The organism is Xanthomonas sp. 4461 (genome assembly GCF_024806475.1).
GTDB lineage: Bacteria > Pseudomonadota > Gammaproteobacteria > Xanthomonadales > Xanthomonadaceae > Xanthomonas > Xanthomonas arboricola_F.
On sequence record NZ_JANTYV010000001.1, the window covers coordinates 446,271 to 462,229 of the forward strand.

Annotated in this window: 15 protein-coding genes; 8 read left to right on the forward strand and 7 right to left on the reverse strand. The window is 67.1% G+C overall.

What is annotated here, in order from left to right:
- Window positions 1–4: 4 nt before the first annotated feature.
- Window positions 5–1,249 (reverse strand): DUF418 domain-containing protein, encoded by a 1,245-nt coding sequence (locus tag FHY19_RS01800; protein ID WP_259161078.1) that lies wholly within the window; start codon window positions 1,247–1,249, stop codon window positions 5–7.
- A 230-nt stretch (window positions 1,250–1,479) separates the two neighbouring features.
- On the reverse strand, window positions 1,480–1,959 hold the full coding sequence (locus tag FHY19_RS01805) for a peptidylprolyl isomerase (RefSeq protein ID WP_259151271.1): 480 nt from the start codon (window positions 1,957–1,959) through the stop codon (window positions 1,480–1,482).
- Window positions 1,960–2,068: 109 nt separating this feature from the next.
- Between FHY19_RS01805 and FHY19_RS01810 the strand changes: the two genes are divergently transcribed.
- Both FHY19_RS01810 and FHY19_RS01815 read left to right on the forward strand, forming a co-directional pair.
- Window positions 2,069–2,611 (forward strand): C40 family peptidase, encoded by a 543-nt coding sequence (locus FHY19_RS01810; RefSeq protein ID WP_259163840.1) that lies wholly within the window; start codon window positions 2,069–2,071, stop codon window positions 2,609–2,611.
- A gap of 109 nt (window positions 2,612–2,720) precedes the next feature.
- Entirely contained in the window at window positions 2,721–3,470 is a 750-nt protein-coding gene (locus FHY19_RS01815; RefSeq protein WP_046963896.1) for a C40 family peptidase, read from the forward strand.
- 345 nt (window positions 3,471–3,815) lie between these two features.
- On the opposite strand, the gene FHY19_RS01820 is transcribed toward FHY19_RS01815, so the two are convergent.
- The gene (locus FHY19_RS01820) at window positions 3,816–4,307 is read right to left on the reverse strand and encodes an acyl-CoA thioesterase (protein ID WP_259151275.1); all 492 of its coding nucleotides are present in this window, start codon (window positions 4,305–4,307) and stop codon (window positions 3,816–3,818) included.
- Window positions 4,308–4,630: 323 nt separating this feature from the next.
- On the opposite strand from FHY19_RS01820, the gene FHY19_RS01825 reads away from it, so the two are divergent.
- Complete coding sequence (locus tag FHY19_RS01825; RefSeq protein WP_259161080.1) at window positions 4,631–5,362, forward strand: hypothetical protein; 732 nt, start codon at window positions 4,631–4,633, stop codon at window positions 5,360–5,362.
- A 10-nt stretch (window positions 5,363–5,372) separates the two neighbouring features.
- Here FHY19_RS01825 and FHY19_RS01830 read toward each other — a convergent pair whose 3' ends face one another.
- On the reverse strand, window positions 5,373–6,200 hold the full coding sequence (locus FHY19_RS01830) for a class I SAM-dependent methyltransferase (protein WP_259161082.1): 828 nt from the start codon (window positions 6,198–6,200) through the stop codon (window positions 5,373–5,375).
- Between the two features lie 9 nt (window positions 6,201–6,209).
- Window positions 6,210–7,550, reverse strand: a complete 1,341-nt coding sequence (locus FHY19_RS01835) for a dicarboxylate/amino acid:cation symporter (RefSeq protein ID WP_259151278.1) — start codon at window positions 7,548–7,550, stop codon at window positions 6,210–6,212.
- A 148-nt stretch (window positions 7,551–7,698) separates the two neighbouring features.
- Between FHY19_RS01835 and FHY19_RS01840 the strand changes: the two genes are divergently transcribed.
- The 5 genes from FHY19_RS01840 to FHY19_RS01860 all read left to right on the forward strand — a co-directional run bounded on the left by FHY19_RS01840 (window position 7,699) and on the right by FHY19_RS01860 (window position 13,650).
- Complete coding sequence (locus FHY19_RS01840) at window positions 7,699–9,399, forward strand: alkaline phosphatase (protein ID WP_259161084.1); 1,701 nt, start codon at window positions 7,699–7,701, stop codon at window positions 9,397–9,399.
- Between the two features lie 279 nt (window positions 9,400–9,678).
- Window positions 9,679–10,980 carry a tRNA lysidine(34) synthetase TilS gene (gene tilS / locus FHY19_RS01845; RefSeq protein WP_259161086.1) on the forward strand — a complete coding sequence of 434 codons (1,302 nt, stop codon included), beginning with the start codon at window positions 9,679–9,681 and terminating at the stop codon, window positions 10,978–10,980.
- A gap of 31 nt (window positions 10,981–11,011) precedes the next feature.
- Window positions 11,012–11,275, forward strand: a complete 264-nt coding sequence (locus tag FHY19_RS01850; protein ID WP_259151291.1) for an exodeoxyribonuclease VII small subunit — start codon at window positions 11,012–11,014, stop codon at window positions 11,273–11,275.
- Between the two features lies 1 nt (window position 11,276).
- Window positions 11,277–12,152 (forward strand): farnesyl diphosphate synthase, encoded by an 876-nt coding sequence (locus tag FHY19_RS01855; RefSeq protein ID WP_259161088.1) that lies wholly within the window; start codon window positions 11,277–11,279, stop codon window positions 12,150–12,152.
- A gap of 400 nt (window positions 12,153–12,552) precedes the next feature.
- On the forward strand, window positions 12,553–13,650 hold the full coding sequence (locus tag FHY19_RS01860; RefSeq protein ID WP_259161091.1) for a M35 family metallo-endopeptidase: 1,098 nt from the start codon (window positions 12,553–12,555) through the stop codon (window positions 13,648–13,650).
- Window positions 13,651–13,719: 69 nt separating this feature from the next.
- Here FHY19_RS01860 and FHY19_RS01865 read toward each other — a convergent pair whose 3' ends face one another.
- Together FHY19_RS01865 and pmbA are read right to left on the reverse strand one after the other, a co-directional pair.
- Window positions 13,720–14,109 (reverse strand): DUF4870 domain-containing protein, encoded by a 390-nt coding sequence (locus FHY19_RS01865; RefSeq protein WP_259151298.1) that lies wholly within the window; start codon window positions 14,107–14,109, stop codon window positions 13,720–13,722.
- 336 nt (window positions 14,110–14,445) lie between these two features.
- The gene (gene pmbA, locus FHY19_RS01870; RefSeq protein ID WP_259161093.1) at window positions 14,446–15,813 is read right to left on the reverse strand and encodes a metalloprotease PmbA; all 1,368 of its coding nucleotides are present in this window, start codon (window positions 15,811–15,813) and stop codon (window positions 14,446–14,448) included.
- Window positions 15,814–15,959 lie beyond the last annotated feature (146 nt).

The following is a 15,959-nucleotide window of genomic DNA, read 5'->3' on the forward strand; positions in this document are numbered from 1 at the left end:
GGTGCTAGTGGCCGCGCGCGTTGCTGCGCCGCATCGGCGGAACCCGCAGATAGGTTGCGCTGCGCCACACCCACTCCACCGGCCCGAAGCGGAACCAGTGCAACCACGCCTGGCTTGCCACCACCTGCAGGGCAAACAGCCCCACCGCGAACGGCAGCTGCCACAGGCGCGGCAGCTGTTCGAAATAGCCCAGCCCGTAGCCGTAGAAGATCCAGGTGCACAGCAGCGACTGCAACAGATAGTTGCTCAATGCCATACGGCCGGCCGGCGCAAGCCAGGCCAGATGCGAGGCAAAGCGCACCACCCACGCGGCGTAGCCCAGGCTCATCAGCGGCCCGGCTACCAACGCCAGCGCGAACGCGCCGGACAGGCGCATGCTCAACCGCGCCGGGTCCATCCAGGGCTCCACGGCATAACTCAGCAGCATCACGCCCAACCCAAGCGGCAAGGCGCCGTAGCGCAGCACCCGGAACAGCCGTGGGAAGCGCTCGGGCGCGGCAATCGCGCCACTGCGCACGAACCAGCTGCCCAGCAGAAACATGCCGAGCATGGCCGGGCCGTTGATGCTCAGCCCGCTCATCGCTTCGCGCAGATCGTGCCAGCGCTGGGCAGTGGCCTGCAGGTAAGTGCCGTGTCCAAGTGCAGCGCGCTGTGCCTGCACATTGGCCACGGCCTGCTGCGCAACATCGGCCATGGCCGATTTCCAGTCCACCGCCGATGCCGGATCGGCCTGCATCACCGCACCGGCAATGCCGTACAACAGCACCAGGGCCGGCGCGCACAGGTACACCAGCGCGGCAAGCCACGGCAGCGTCACGGTCGGCGCATTGCGAGCGCCCAGCAGCAACACCGCCAGCAAGGCATAGGTCACCAGAACGTCGCCCGACCACAGCAGCACCGCATGCGCCAGGCCGATGACCAGCAAGCCGGCCGTGCGCCGCAGATACATGCCGAAAAACCCGCGCCCGGCACGTTCGGCGCGCTGCGCCATCACCGCAAACCCCATGCCGAACAACATCGAAAACAGCGGGTAGAACTTGCCCTGCACAAAAATGTAGACCAGCGCATCGGCCACGCGATCGGCGCCGCGCCAGTGCGGCTCCACGCCGCTCAGCGCCAGATCCAGCGGACCGACAAAGGCCTCGATGTTCATCAGCAAGATGCCGAGCAACGCAAAGCCGCGCAGGACGTCCAAGACGACGATGCGCTCGGTCGCGGCAATGGGTAACAGCAGATCGCGTTGTGTCATCGCAGCTCGAGCAACCGGATGCGGCGTTGCGCACCGCAGAAAGCAGACGGCCCGCCGAGGAGCGGGCCGTCAGGAAGACAGCCATCGCCGGCTGCGGCCACTACCACGTTGGGCGTCACCACCAGCCGGCTGCAGGTGGCAGGCAGACCTCAGCGTGCGCCCGCAGTGCTTGCTGGCGGCTGGCCGGGCGTACCCAGCCAGCGGCCGCACAGCGGCATTGAGCGCCGCGCTTAGTGGTGATGACCGCCGTCGCCGTGCACGTGGCCGTGGTCGCGCTCTTCCTGCGTGGCTTCGCGCACTTCGACGATTTCCACGTCGAAGTGCAGGTCCTTGCCGGCCATCGGGTGGTTGAGGTCGACGTCGACCACGCTCATGCCGACCTTCTGCACGGTGACCGCGCGCGGGCCGAAGTTGGTCTGCAGCACCACCTGGGTGCCCGGGACCAGCTTGGTGGCGCCGAAGTGCTTCTTGGGCACGCGCTGGCTCAGGCCTTCGCGGTATTCGCCGTAGGCCTCGGTGGCCTTGACGTCCACGCCGAAGCTCTCGCCGGCTTGCTTGTCCATCATGGCCGCTTCCAGACCCGGGATGATGTTGCCGTGGCCGATCATGATCGCCAACGGGTCGCGCTCCTTGGAGCTTTCGATCGGCTCCTGGCCAATCTCCGAAACGGTGTAGTGGAAGCGGACGACGCTGTCTTTTTCGATCTTCATGCCTGGCTCTGGATAGGCTGCCCGGTGGCAGACGGTGGAGGACGGCTTGTCGGCCGCCGGGTGCGCCGCCATCATGGCGACCTTTCGAACCGCCCATTATCCCGGCTCCATGCATATCACGCCAGTTGTCGCCGCCCGCGCCCATCGCGCCGCGGCCTGTCTGTTGCTGAGCCTCGTCCTGCTGGGCGGCTGCTCGTCGAAGGCGCCGGTTCGGCGACCTTCTTCCCCGCCGCCGTCGGCACGCGTGTGGCCCCAGGTACCGCCTGCCGATCCCGCCGCGGCCAACAACATCCTGATGCGTGCGCTGGGGCTGGTCGGCACCCCGTACCGGTTCGGCGGCAATACGCCTGAGACCGGTTTCGACTGCAGCGGCCTGGTCACCTATGTCTACAAGGATGTGCTGGCGCTGTCGTTGCCGCGCACCTCGCGCGACCTGGCCGCGATCCAGGGCCCGCGGATCCCGCCCGAGAAGCTGGCCACCGGGGATCTGGTGTTCTTCGGCGCCGGCGGAAATGTGAGCCATGTGGGCATTTATGTGGGTGAAGGCCGCTTCGTGCATGCGCCGACCACTGGCGGTACCGTCCGCTTGGATTTTCTCGATGGCGCCTACTGGCGTGACCATTATTCAGGTTCAAAGCGGGTTTTACACTAAAATGTGACACTCATCACAAGTAATAAAACGGAAAGTTAACTTTTTTTGAACGTAACGATTCGTTCACCAGGGCATCATCCCGCATCGACAGCAGAATTGTGATTCCCGCGTGACGAACGACGAACAGATCAAAACTGGCGCCGCACCGCTTCCGCTCCGGAAACCGCTCCGCCTGCTATGCGTCACCGCTCTCTGGATTGCCGCGCTGCCCGCTCTGGCGCAGACCGCCAATACCGCCCCATCCGCTCCGCAGACGACCACGCCAGACAGCGCCGTCGCCGCCGAGAAAGCCGCAACCCGCAGCCGCGCCGACGCCGCTGCCACCGCTACCCTGGCCGCCCTGCTTCCGCACCTGGCCGCCAATGACGCCATTCCGCTGATGGACCGCTCGGCGATGTTCGCCGGGGACCTCAGCCGCCTGCTCGCCAATTACGATGTCTCGCAGAGCGCGGCCAATGCTGCGCAGAATGCCGTTGCCGATAGTCGCGTGCAGGTGATCCTGCAACGTGCCATGGCCCTGCTCGGCACCCCCTATGTGTGGGGCGGCGAGTCTACCGAAGGTTTCGATTGCAGCGGCCTGGTCGGCTACGTCTTCAAGACGGCGCTGGGCATCGACCTGCCGCGCGTCTCGCGCGATATCGCCCGCGACGAATCGGCCGAACTGATCAAGGACCCGAACGCACTGAAGGCCGGCGATCTGGTGTTCTTCGGCAAGCGCGGCCGCATCGATCATGTCGGCCTGGTGGTCGGCGACGGCAAGTTCCTGCACGCGCCCAGCCGCGGCAAGGACGTGCGCGTGGATTCGCTGGCCAGCGGTTACTGGAGCGAGAAGTTCATCCAGGCGCGCCGGGTGCTGTGATCCAGCCTGCCTTGAAGACCTCAGAAAGCCGCGGCAGATCCGCGGCTTTTTTTGTGCCCATTGCCACCGAGACGGTCATGTGACTGCCGCGTGGCAGCCGCGACTGCCAACCTTCCCGCAGCTGGCCTGTCAGCGCTCGTAACAGCACCCGGCGTCGGCGGCGTCGACGCATCGGGCCAATCGCCAGGTCCAGCGCTACTCCGTCTGGAGCAGCCAACAAACGGCTGTGCTGCCGCCGAGCGGACGTGGCCGGGGCTCGTTGCGGCATCCACCGCTCGTCCCCGCCGGTCTGAGCGCGTCGTCCGCACTCACCTGTCCCTGCGCGCGACGTTCTGTTGGCCGTTCTCAGCCGGACGTATCGGCTTTGTAGTGGGCCATGGTGTCCTCGATGCCCTTGCTCAGCTCCATCACCTTGAGCGCGTATTCGGCCAGGCGCTGATCCTCGGGCGTGTCAGGCCGCCAGGACGGCACTTCCACCGGCGTGACACCATCCGGGTCCATTGCCACGAACACGATGATGCAGTGGGTGCACAAGCGCGAATCGCCGCCCATCGGGCTGCGCGCACGCACATCGATGGCGAAATGCATGCTGCTGCGCCCGGTATAGACCAGCTTGGCCGACACCGCGACCAGATCGCCGATCCGTACCGGCGCCACAAAGCGGATCCCGCCCACCGCCACCGTCACGCAGTAATGCCCACTCCAACCGCTGGCCGCAGCAAAGCCGACCTGGTCGATCCACTTCATCACCACCCCGCCATGCACCTTGCCGCCGAAGTTGACGTCGCTGGGCTCGGCCAGAAAACGAAATGTCAGGTCACGTTGTTGGCCAATCACTGCACGCTCTCGCAAGGGGATGAACCGAAAGTGTGCCATGCGCGCGGGTTGAAGGGATTCGCCCCGCGTACTCGGATGCGCCAACGCACAGCGCCTCCCTGCGCTTGCCTTGCAGGCTCCCACGCCCGCAGCATGTGGTGACGAAGCCTACACAGCCCCAGGCCGTTGAGCGATGGCTTGCGCGCTCCGGACCGGCAAGCGCCGCATCGACCACCGGTCCCTGGACATGTGGCCTGTCTGCAGCGGAGCGCGTGCACGCGTCATCGAAAGTCACTTACCCTCGGCATCCGGGCAAGGCTGCCGGCAGCAGGAGGCATCGCGTCATGTCGGACCGAAGACGATTCACCATCGAGCATGCAAGGCGGCATCTGGAACGCGACGGTTGGCCGCGCCTGCAGATGAGCGCCATCGTGTTGATCACGGCAACAGGCGGGATCCTGGCCTCGTTCCTGCTGCGCAATGCAGGCGTGAACGCGATGGTGGTGCGCTACCCGATGGCGACGCTGGTTGCCTATGGCCTGTTCCTGCTGCTGATGTGGGCATGGGTGCGCTGGCGCAACGAGGTGGATGGCGAGTTGGTGAGCGACTGCGTCGACCTCGGCAGCAGCGTGGCGCAGGACACCTCGGGATGGGCCGGCCACGGCGGCAACTCCGGCGGCGCAGGTGGTTCCGGCACGTGGAGCGCGCCATCCGGATCCACCCCGGATGTTTCGGGCGACAGCGAACTCACCGACGTTGTCGATGGCGAAGCCGGACTGCCGATCCTGGCGATTCTGGCAGTGCTGGCCGCCGCCGCGGTCGCCATCGTCGCTGCCGCCTGGGTGGTATGGTCGGCGCCGGTATTGATGGCCGAGCTTCTGGTGGACGCGGCGCTGGCAGGCGGGCTGTATCGACGCATGCGCGGCGTGCAGGCGCAAGGCTGGTGGTGGTTGTGCGTTCGCCACACGCTATGGCCGCTGATCGGCGTGCTGACGTTCTTCATCGTGGTCGGCGCGGTCGCGCAGCACCGGGCGCCGCAAGCAACGACGTTGCTGGAGGCCATGCAAGGGCGATGACCCCGCCGAGTTACCGTCCCCGGTTGTCCTGCTTGCGAAGACACAACCATGGAAAATGCGGCTGGCGCAGCTTGAGCATGCGGCGCACACGCGCACGCGCACGACGCGGATCGAACAACCATTGCACTGCGAACGCGTCGAAGGCGGCGTAGGTGTGCTGGTGATAGTGCCCGGCCAATGCAGGCACGCCCAGGCCGGTGAAATAGCGCAGGCTGCGTGCAGCGCTTTGGTCGGCGCGGTGCCGGTCTGGGTACAGCGGGCTGTCGAGGATGTGCAACTCGCCGCCGTCGCGCAGCTGCGCAAGCAGGTGGCGCACCAGGGCGGCAGGATCCGGGAAATACTGGATGCACGCCGGCACCACGATGACGTCGAAGACATCGTGCGGCAGCGCAAAGGTCTGGACATCGGCAGCGACAAAACTCAGCCGTTGGTCGTGGCCGAACACGCGCGCGGCCTGCGTGAGCTCGGTACGATTGACGTCCACGCCGCACACGTCGCGCTGCAGCGATTGCGCCAGCAGCTGCGATAGCCAGCCGTTGCCGCACCCCAGCTCGAGAATGGCGCCCTCACCGTCGCGTGCCTGCAGGTGCCGCACCAGCAATCTGCTGGACAGCGCGCGCACCTGCCATTCCAGGCTGGCACCGAGCTTGCCGCTGGGGCGCGGCAGGCTGCGCACCTGCGCATCGGTATACAGCCGACCTTCCTGGCGCCGCACCTCCAGATAGCGATCCTCGAACGGATCTTCGGCAAGCGTGCGTTGAACGAACACGCCATCCACGCTGTCAAGCTCGGGCAGTTGCGCCAGGCGCTCACGCAATACGGGCAATCCAACCGTCATGCGTTGCGCTCAGCGCAGCGGCTTGGCGCTGTCGGCCGGCGGATCTTCCAGCCCCACGTTGGTGGATGCCGATTCATAGACCGCCTTGTCCAGCAAACCGGTTTCCTTGGCCACCAGAACCGGCACCAGCATCTGCCCGGTGACGTTGGTCATGGTGCGCATCATGTCGAGGATGCGGTCGATGGCGTACAGATACCCGATCACTTCCAGCGGCAGGTTGGCCGCGCTCAACACCACCGTGGCCATGATCACCGCAGTGCCTGGCACACCGGCCGTGCCGAAACTGCCCAGCACCGAGGCGATCAACACCACGAAGTATTGGTTTGCCGTCAATGGCACGCCGGTGTATTGGGCGATGAATACCGCACACAGCGCCGGGTAGATCGCGCCGCAGCCGTCCATCTTGATGCTGGCGCCCAGCGGTACCGCAAACGCGGCGTAGTCCTTGCTGACCCCCAGATTGTGGGTGATCGAACGCATCGCCACCGGCATCGCGGCAAAGCTCGACGAACTGACGAAGGCCACCTGCATGCCAGGCGCCGCACCACGGAAGAACTTCCACGGGTTGAGCCCGTGCGCCAGCAACAGGCTGCTGTAGACCACCAGGATATGGATGGCGCAGGCCACATACAGCGCGAGCACGAAACTGCCGAACGGCAGCAACTTTGTGAAGCCGTAGCTGCCCACCAGGCCGGCAATCAGGCCGAAGGTGCCCAGCGGGGTCATCTCCAGCACGAAGCGCGTCACCTGGATCATGATGTCGCTCAACTGCCCGGTGAGCTTGCGCGCCTCGGCCACCCGCTCGCCGAGCTTGACCATCGCAAAGCCGAGCAACGCGGCGAAGAAGATCACCGGCAGGATCGAGCCGCGCCCGGCCGCCAGCACGGTTTCGCCGGCCGCATTGGTCTTGGTACCGATGCCGGTCAATGCATAGAACGGGTTGGACGGCACCACGTCCAGCAACACCTTGATCGGGCTGGGCACATCGCGCGGCTTCCACGCCGAGTCCACGCTCAGGCTGAAGTGCCCGGCACCCGGCTGCATGATCGTGCCCACCGCAAGGCCGATACCGACCGCCAGAGCGGCTGTGATCACGAACCAAAGGAAGGTGCGGCCGCCGAGCGCGGCGACGGATTTTTGCCCGTGCAACGAGGAGATCGCATTGATCACCGCGAAGAACACCAGCGGGATCGCGATCATCTTGATCAGGGTGACATACAGATCACCGAGGGGGCCGAACCACACATCGGCCGCCGGGCCCATCAACGCCCCGGCAATCGCGCCGAGAACGAAGCCGGCCACCACGCGCTGCCAGAACGGAATGCGCAACCAGGCCGCAACCAGTCTCATGTCGTCGAATCATCCGGGGGGAGAGTGCATGCACCTTAGCGCAGGCCTGCCTTGCCCGCGAGGCCACGACTGGAACAGCGGCGTGTCATCTGTGCGACGGACCCGGGCCGGCATAATGGGGCCCGATTCAGTCACGAGTTCGAACCCGATGCGTTACCGCCTGCCTGCCCTCGCCGCCCTGACCACCCTGTGCGTGGCCGCCTGCGCCTCCACTGCCGGCACACCCGTGTCCGCACCGGCCGCCGTCCGCGTGGACGTGCCGCCGGTGACGCACCCGGCCGGCGAGACCCCGCAGTGGTGGTACCGCTCCGGCGCCGCACGTGCGGCCGGCAATGGCGCCATGGCCGGCAAGGCGCGCAACGTCATCCTGTTCCTGGGCGACGGCATGAGCCTGACCACGGTGGCGGCCGCGCGCATCCTGGATGGCCAGCGCAAGGGCGGGCCCGGCGAAGAGAACCTGCTGTCCTGGGAGCAGTTCCCGGCCACCGCCTTCAGCAAGACCTACAACACCGATTCGCAGACCCCGGATTCGGCCGGCACCATGACCGCGATCACCACTGGCGTGAAAACGCACATGGGCGCGATCGGCGTCAGCAGCGGCAACCGCAGCGACTGCGCCGACAGCTTGAACAAGGGTCTGCTGAGCTGGTTGCAGCTGGCCGACAGCGCCGGCATGGCCACCGGTGTGGTCACCACGACCCGCCTCACCCACGCCACCCCGGCGGCCACCTATGCGCATTCGCCGGATCGCAACTGGGAAAACGACACCGACCTGCCCGAGTCCGCGCGTGCCGCCGGCTGCCAGGACATCGCCCAGCAGCTGTTGTCGACCGCCCGCTACGGCCGCGGCCCGCAGGTGGTGCTGGGCGGCGGCCGCAGCCAGTTCCAGACCGTGCAGGAGCGCGACCCCGAGTACGACGACAAGGTCGGCCTGCGCCTGGACGGCCGCGACCTGGTGGCCGAATGGAAACAGGCGCATCCGCAGGGCGCGTATGTCTGGAACGAGCAGCAACTGCAGGCCGCGGCCGGCGCACCCGCGCTGCTGGGCCTGTTCGAGCCGGACCATATGCAGTTCGACCACGACCGCAAGCGCGGCCCGCAGGGGGAGCCCAGCCTGACCGAAATGACCCGCACCGCGATCCAGGCGCTGTCGCGCGATCCCAACGGCTTCGTGCTGATGGTCGAAGGCGGCCGCATCGATCACGCCAACCACGCCGGCAATGCCTATCGCGCGCTCGACGAAACGGTGTCGCTGTCCGATGCGGTGCGCACCGCCGTGCAGACCGCTCCGGCCGACACGCTGATCATCGTCACCGCCGACCATTCGCACACGCTCAACTTCGTTGGTTACCCGGTGCGCGGCAACCCGATCCTGGGCAAGGTGCGCGGCACCGGCGGCGAAGAAGGCGACCGCAGCCAGCTGGCTACCGACCTGGCCGGACAGCCCTACACCACCCTCAGCTACGCCAATGGCCCCGGCCACACCGGCGCGACCAATGCACAGCCGGCCGGGCCGAAAAAGTACCCGCACGAACCCAGCAGCAGCGAGCCGGCCCACGGCCGGCCCGACCTCACCCATGTCGACACCGAAGCGCCCAGCTACATGCAGGAATCGCTGGTACCGACCAAGTCCGAAAGCCACGGCGGCGAAGACGTCGGCATCTGGGCCACCGGCCCGGGCAGCGCGGCGTTCCGCGGCACGCTGGAAGAGAACGTGATCTACCACGTCATCGTGCAGGCCACCCCGCGTCTGCGCGAGCGCCTGTGCAAGGCCGGCACCTGCGACAGCGCCGGCGTGCCGGTGCAGTTGCCTACCCCGACCAGCTTCGAGGCAGCGGCAACGCGTTGATGTGCAGATGGCCGCGCGATGGCGACGGATGGGTCTACCAGCAACGCCGCCTTTCCGGACACGCCTCCCGCATGGGCGGAGCGCGTCCGAGATGATCCGCGGCGGTCTGATCGTTCTGCTGCATGATCACGTGGTGCCCAGTGCAGCACGTGCTGCGATGACGAGCACGACGATGGGCCGTCGTTGCCCAGCGCGGGCGATGCGATCCAGCGCCCGCCACCGTTCGCGCACAGCGGTGGCGGGCCCCTCCAGCAACGCTCCGCATCAAGTGAGCACCCGGTGACCGACACGCCGCCACTGCTGCCCGCCGCCCCGCCCGGCCCGGTGCTGGTCGCCTACAGCGGCGGCATGGATTCGCAGGTGTTGCTGCACGCGCTGGCGGCCATGCCGGCGTACCGCGAACGTGGCCTGCGTGCGCTGCACGTGCACCACGGCCTGCATGCCGATGCCGACACCTGGGCGGCGCATTGCCAGCGCAGCTGCACGGCGCTGCAGGTGCCGCTGCACATCGTGCGGGTGCAGGTCGCGCGCGATAGCGGCCTGGGGCTGGAGGCCGCCGCGCGGCAGGCGCGCCACGGCGCCTTTGCCGACAGGCTGGCGCCCGGCGAATGGCTGGCGCTGGCACACCATCGCGACGATCAGGCCGAAACGTTTCTGCTGCGCGCACTGCGCGCATCGGGCCCGGACGGCCTGGCGGCAATGCGGGCACAGCGCCCGTTTGCCCAGGGCATCTTGTGGCGCCCGTTGCTGGCGCATGCACGCGCGCAGCTGCAGGCCTATGCACGCCTGCACGGCTTGCACTGGATCGACGATCCCAGCAACGCCGATGCCCGCTACGACCGCAACTTCCTGCGCACGCAGGTGCTGCCGTTGCTGCAGCAACGCTGGCCGCAGGCCGCCGATGCCTTGGCACGCAGCGCCCAGCTGAGCGCCGACGCCAGCGACCTGCTGCTGCACGACGATCTGGCCGTGCTACCCGGCCTGCAGACCGAAAGCGGCGCCCTGGACCTGCACCTGTTACGCGCGCAGCCCGCCGCACGTCGGCTACGGTTGCTGCGCGCATGGGCCACCGCAGCCGGTGCGCCGCCGCTGCCCGCGCAGGGCGTGGCTGCGCTGGAGCGGGAAATCGACAATCACGCACCGGATCGGCAAGCCTGCTTTGCCTGGCAACAGGTCCAGGTGCGGCGCTGGCGACAGTGCCTGTACCTGCTTCGCCCAGCACCGGCATGGCCGGCGCAGTGGTGCGCGCACTGGGACGGCGCGAAGCCGTTGCGGCTGCCCGACGGCGCGCAGCTGCACCTGCAAGGCCCCGCGGGGCTGCGCTTCGCGCAACCGTTGGCGGTGCGCGGCCGGCACGGTGGCGAGCGCATCGTGCTGCCGCAGCGCAGGCATTCGCATCAACTCAAGCATGTCCTGCAAACCGCCGATCTGCCGCCATGGCAACGCGATCGCCTGCCGATCCTGTGGGCCGACGACCAGGTCCTCGCCGCCGGCGATCGCATCGTCTGCGCTGCGTTAAACGACTGGCTGCAAGCCCATGGCGCACGTCTGCAGTGGCGCGTCGATGCCGACGCGAATTGACCCGCCTGCGTGCGCGCCGCACACTTTAGCGATGGCCAAGAAGTCCTTGAACGAAACATCCCCGGTTGCCCGCTTCGAACAGTCGCTGGAAGAACTCGAGCAACTGGTGCAGAAAATGGAAGTCGGCGACCTGAGTCTGGAGCAGTCGCTCAGCGCTTACGAACGCGGCATCGGCCTGTACCGCGATTGCCAGCAGGCGCTGGAACAGGCAGAACTGCGCGTCCGCATGCTGACCGACCCGGCCCGCCCCGAGCTTGCCGAAGCCTTCGAACCGCCGTCGCCGGACGGCGGCTGAGGTGAGTTCCACGTTGTTCGAACACTGGATCGCTCGTACCGAACGCAGCCTCGACGCAGCCCTGCCCAGCGCTGCGCTGGCGCCGCAGCGTCTGCACGCGGCGATGCGGCACGCGGTGCTGGGTGGCGGCAAACGCATGCGGCCGCTGCTGGTGTACGCCAGCGGTGCGCTGTTTGGCGCCGAAGAAGAGCGATTGGATACCCCGGCCGTGGCGGTCGAACTGATCCACGCCTATTCGCTGGTGCATGACGACCTGCCGGCGATGGACGACGACGCGCTGCGCCGCGGCCAGCCCACCGTGCACATCGCCTTCGACGAGGCCACCGCCATCCTGGCCGGCGATGCCCTGCAGACCCGCGCCTTCGAATTGCTGGCCACAGCGCCAGTCGGTGCCGAGCTGCGTGTCGGCTGGTTGCAGAGCCTGACCAGCGCGGCCGGTGCCGCCGGCATGTGCGGCGGCCAGGCACTGGATATCGCTGCCACCGGTCAGTTGCAGTCGCTGCACGCTCTGCAGCGCATGCACGCGCTCAAGACCGGCGCGCTGATTCGCGCCGCAGTGCGCATGGGCGCGCTGACCGGTAGCGCCGCCGCGGCCGACCAGCAGCGCGTGGACGACTTTGCCGACGCGCTGGGCCTGGCCTTCCAGGTGCGCGACGACATCCTGGATGTGGAGTCGAGCTCGGCGCAGCTGGGCAAGACCGCCGGCAAGGACGCCGCGCAAGCCAAATCCACCTACCCCGCCTTGCTCGGCATGGACGGCGCCAAATCCAAGCTGGCCGAACTGGCCACACGCATGCGCGACGTGCTGCAGCCCTATGGCCAGCCCGGCGAAACCCTGGCCACCCTGGGCCGGTTTGCGGTGGACCGCGCGCACTAAACGCGTCTAACCAGGCGTTGCGAGCGGCTGCCAGGCGTGTGATCGGCGCGCGGACAGCGAATGCCGTTCCCAGGTTCGCTTTGCACGACACAGTTGCGCATTCCGTGCGCCACCGCACGGTCGACCGCACAGGTCCATTCAGGCAACGAGCGAGCCCGATCACAAAACGGCACATTGGTCGCCGGACTTTGTGTCAGCCGGCGACACACAACCGACAACATTTCATGACGGCCGGCACGCTTTATTGCTGAATTATCTGCACCGGTGATGTATCGGGATGCATAACCAATGCATGACATCCAGAAATATCGCTAATTGAATGACTTGTCGCGCCCGCTCGCTCTGCCTAGGTTTGGCCTGCCCGCGCTTGCGGGCATCCCCCGACCAAGGAGAGTCACTGGTGAAGAATGTTTTTCTCGCATCGTTTGCAGCAGGCACGCTTGCCGTCGTCGGCGTGCTCGGTTCGGCGCAGGCGCAGTCCGTGCGCGGACCGGTTCCGTTGACCATCGAACTGGCGCCAGTGGCCGACCAGGCCGGGCGACATCAAGGCAAGATCGCGGTCACCGTCACCAACAATGGCAGCCAGGTTGCCCGCGTTCCGACCTATCAGCTGCCGCTCAAGTCGCTGGACAATGGCATCCTGGACGTGAGTCGCGACGGCAAGCCGGTGGACTACACCGGGCGCCTGGTCAAGCGCGGCCTGCCCAAGGCCGCCGACTTCACCATTCTGCAGCCGGGCCAGAGCGTCAAGGGCGAGGTGGATCTGGCCGCTGCCTATGACCTGTCCACCAGCGGCAACTACACCATCCAGGTGCGCTCGTCGCTGCAATACGCGTCGCTGTCCGACGGCAGCCTGATGAAGGCGGCCAACGGCCTGCCGGCAGTCGCCACCAGCACCCCGCTCACCGTCTGGCTGGACGGCGCACGGCGTGGCGTACAGCGCCAGCTCGCAGTCGGCCCGACCGCGGTGGTCAACGGCATCAACTATCTCAACTGCAGCACCACGCGCACCAATCAGGCCGCCAGTGCCGTCACTGCCGCGCGCAACTACTCGCAGAACGCGCGCAACTACCTCAACGCCGGCAGCACCGGCGCGCGCTACACCACCTGGTTCGGTGCGTACAACGCCTCGCGCTATAGCCGGGTCAGCTCGAACTTCGTCAACATCGACAACGCGCTGGACCAGAACAACGGCCAGCTGACGATCAACTGCAGCTGCGAGGCGGATCTGGCCGATGCCTTCGCCTACGTCTATCCGAACCAGCCGTACGAGATCCATGTCTGCAACGCGTTCTGGAGTGCGTCGACCACCGGCACCGATTCCAAGGCCGGCACGCTGGTGCACGAGACCAGCCACTTCACCGTGGTGGCCGGCACGCAGGACCGCGTCTATGGTCAGTCCGGCGCGCGTAGCCTGGCGATCAGCAACCCGGCCCAGGCGATCACCAACGCCGACAGCCACGAATACTTCGCCGAGAACACCCCGGCGCAGAACTGATCGCGCCATCGTCTGAAACGACAAAGGCCCGGCAGCGATGCCGGGCCTTTTTCATCGCACCGCGCCGGATTACTTGATCAGGCGCAGCGTGAACGGGTAGCGGTAATGCTCGCCATTGTTGGCCTTGACCGCGGCCAGGATGCAGAACACCAGGCTGCCGATCCATACCAGGGTCGGCAGGAAGAACAGCATGCCGAACGACACCATGGCCAGGATCACCGCCACGATCATGGCCAGGACCACCGTGATCTGGAAGTTCAATGCCTCCTTGGCCTGATCGGTGGCAAACGGCTTGGACGGGCTGGCGTCCTTGCTGATCAGCCAGATCACCAGCGCGCCGACGAAGTAGGTCAGGATGCCCAGCAGATGTGCGGCCAGCGCCAGGGTGCGCTCCTCCGACGGCGTGCTGGTGCCGACCGGCGGCGGTGGCGGCGCGGCATGTGTCTCGAATTCGCTCATCTGTCTCCCCAAACATGATTGTGGTGCGGCGGACTATAACAACGATTCAGCCAGCCACCAGTGCGGGAAGACATGGTCTGGTTTTGCTCACCTGGCAGGAGCGATATCACGCACGCTGCGTGGATGCGATGCCGCCAGCGATAGCGCTGCCGCATGGCGCAAGCGGCGCCGGGCCAAGCTCCTTGTTGCTGCGCGCCGGGAAGGTCCACCCCGTGCGCCTTTGGCGGGGAATCGAGACAGCACACACGCAGGCCACCCGCAGGGCCAGCGCTGCGACAGGCCCCGGCCCGGCCCACCGACCATGCCCGTCAAACATGGCCGGCCTCAGCCGTCCCCTCAACTATCGCCGGCCACGGTCATCCGATTGACCAGCACCGAGCCGATCTTGACGTGCGAGCGTGGGTCGACATCGCTGCCCACCGCTTCGATGCCGGCAAACATGTCGCGCAGGTTGCCGGCGATGGTCAGGCCGTCGACCGGATAGGCGATGACGCCGTTCTCGATCCAGAAGCCGCCGGCGCCGCGCGAATAATCGCCGGTCACCGGGTTGACGCCGTTGCCCATCAGCTCGGTGACCAACAGGCCGCGCGACATGCCGGCGATCAGCGACGCCAGGTCGCCGGCATTGGCGATGACCTGCAGGTTGTGCACACCGCCGGCATTGGCGGTGGTCTGCAGGCCCAGCTTGCGTGCCGAGTAGCTGCCCAGCACATAGCGCTGCAGCACGCCGTCGGTGATCAGGGCCGAGCGCCGTGTCGCCACGCCTTCGCCGTCGAAGGCGGCCGAGCGCAACCCGCGGCGCAGATGCGGCAGTTCTTCGATGTTGAACCAGTCCGGGAACAGCCTGGTGCCGACGCTGTCGAGCAGGAAGCTGGCGCGGCGATACAGCGCGCCACCGGAAACCGCACCGAGCAGATGGCCGACCAGCGAGCGCGCCACTTCCGGCGCGAACAGCACCGGCAGCTGGCCGGTGGGCAGCGAGCGAGGCGCCAGGCGCGCCAGGGTGCGCTCGGCGGCATGCCGACCGATCGCATCCGGCGCTTCCAGGTCTTCGCGCGCCAGTGCGCTGCTGTACCAGCCATCGCGCTGCATGCCATCGCCCTGCCCGGCGATCAGCGCGCAGCTGATCGAGTGGTGGGTGCCGCGCTCGCGTCCGATGAACCCGTGCGAATTGGCGTACACCGACAGGCTGAGCCCGGTGCTGGCCGAGGCGCCATCGGAATTGCTGATGCGTGCATCGGCATCCCTGCCGGCGGCCTCGCAGGCCAGCGCCAGGTCCACCGCGGTGTCGGCGTCCAGCGCCCACGGGTGCCAGCTGTCCAGATCGGGGAAGTCATGCGCCATCAACTCCCGGTCGGCCAGGCCGGAGGCCGCATCGTCTTCGGTATAGCGCGCAATCGCGCAGGCCTGGGCCACGGTGGACTCCAGGCTGGCGTCCTGCAGGTCGGCGGTGCTGGCACTACCCTTGCGCTTGCCGAAGTACACCGTCACCGCGATGCCGCGGTCGCGGGTGGACTCGACCGTTTCCACATCGCCCAGGCGCACGTTGACGTCCAGGCCGCGCTCTTCGCTGCAACTCACTTCGGCCTGGGTGGCGCCGGCCGCGCGGGCGCGCTCGAGCAGGCGTTGCGAGATATCGGTCAGCGCATCCAGACGCTGCAGGCTGTCGTCGGTGACACGGGTTTCGGAGGAGAGTGCGTTCAATGCTTTATCCTTTGGATGCGGATCCGTCCGCGAAAGCCCGGCCATCGTGGCCGGACTGTCTGAATTTGGATGCGGATCCTCCGCAGAAAGCTCGGCCATCCCTGGCCGCAGTGTCTGAATTTGGTGCGGAGTCTTCCGCCGGAGTC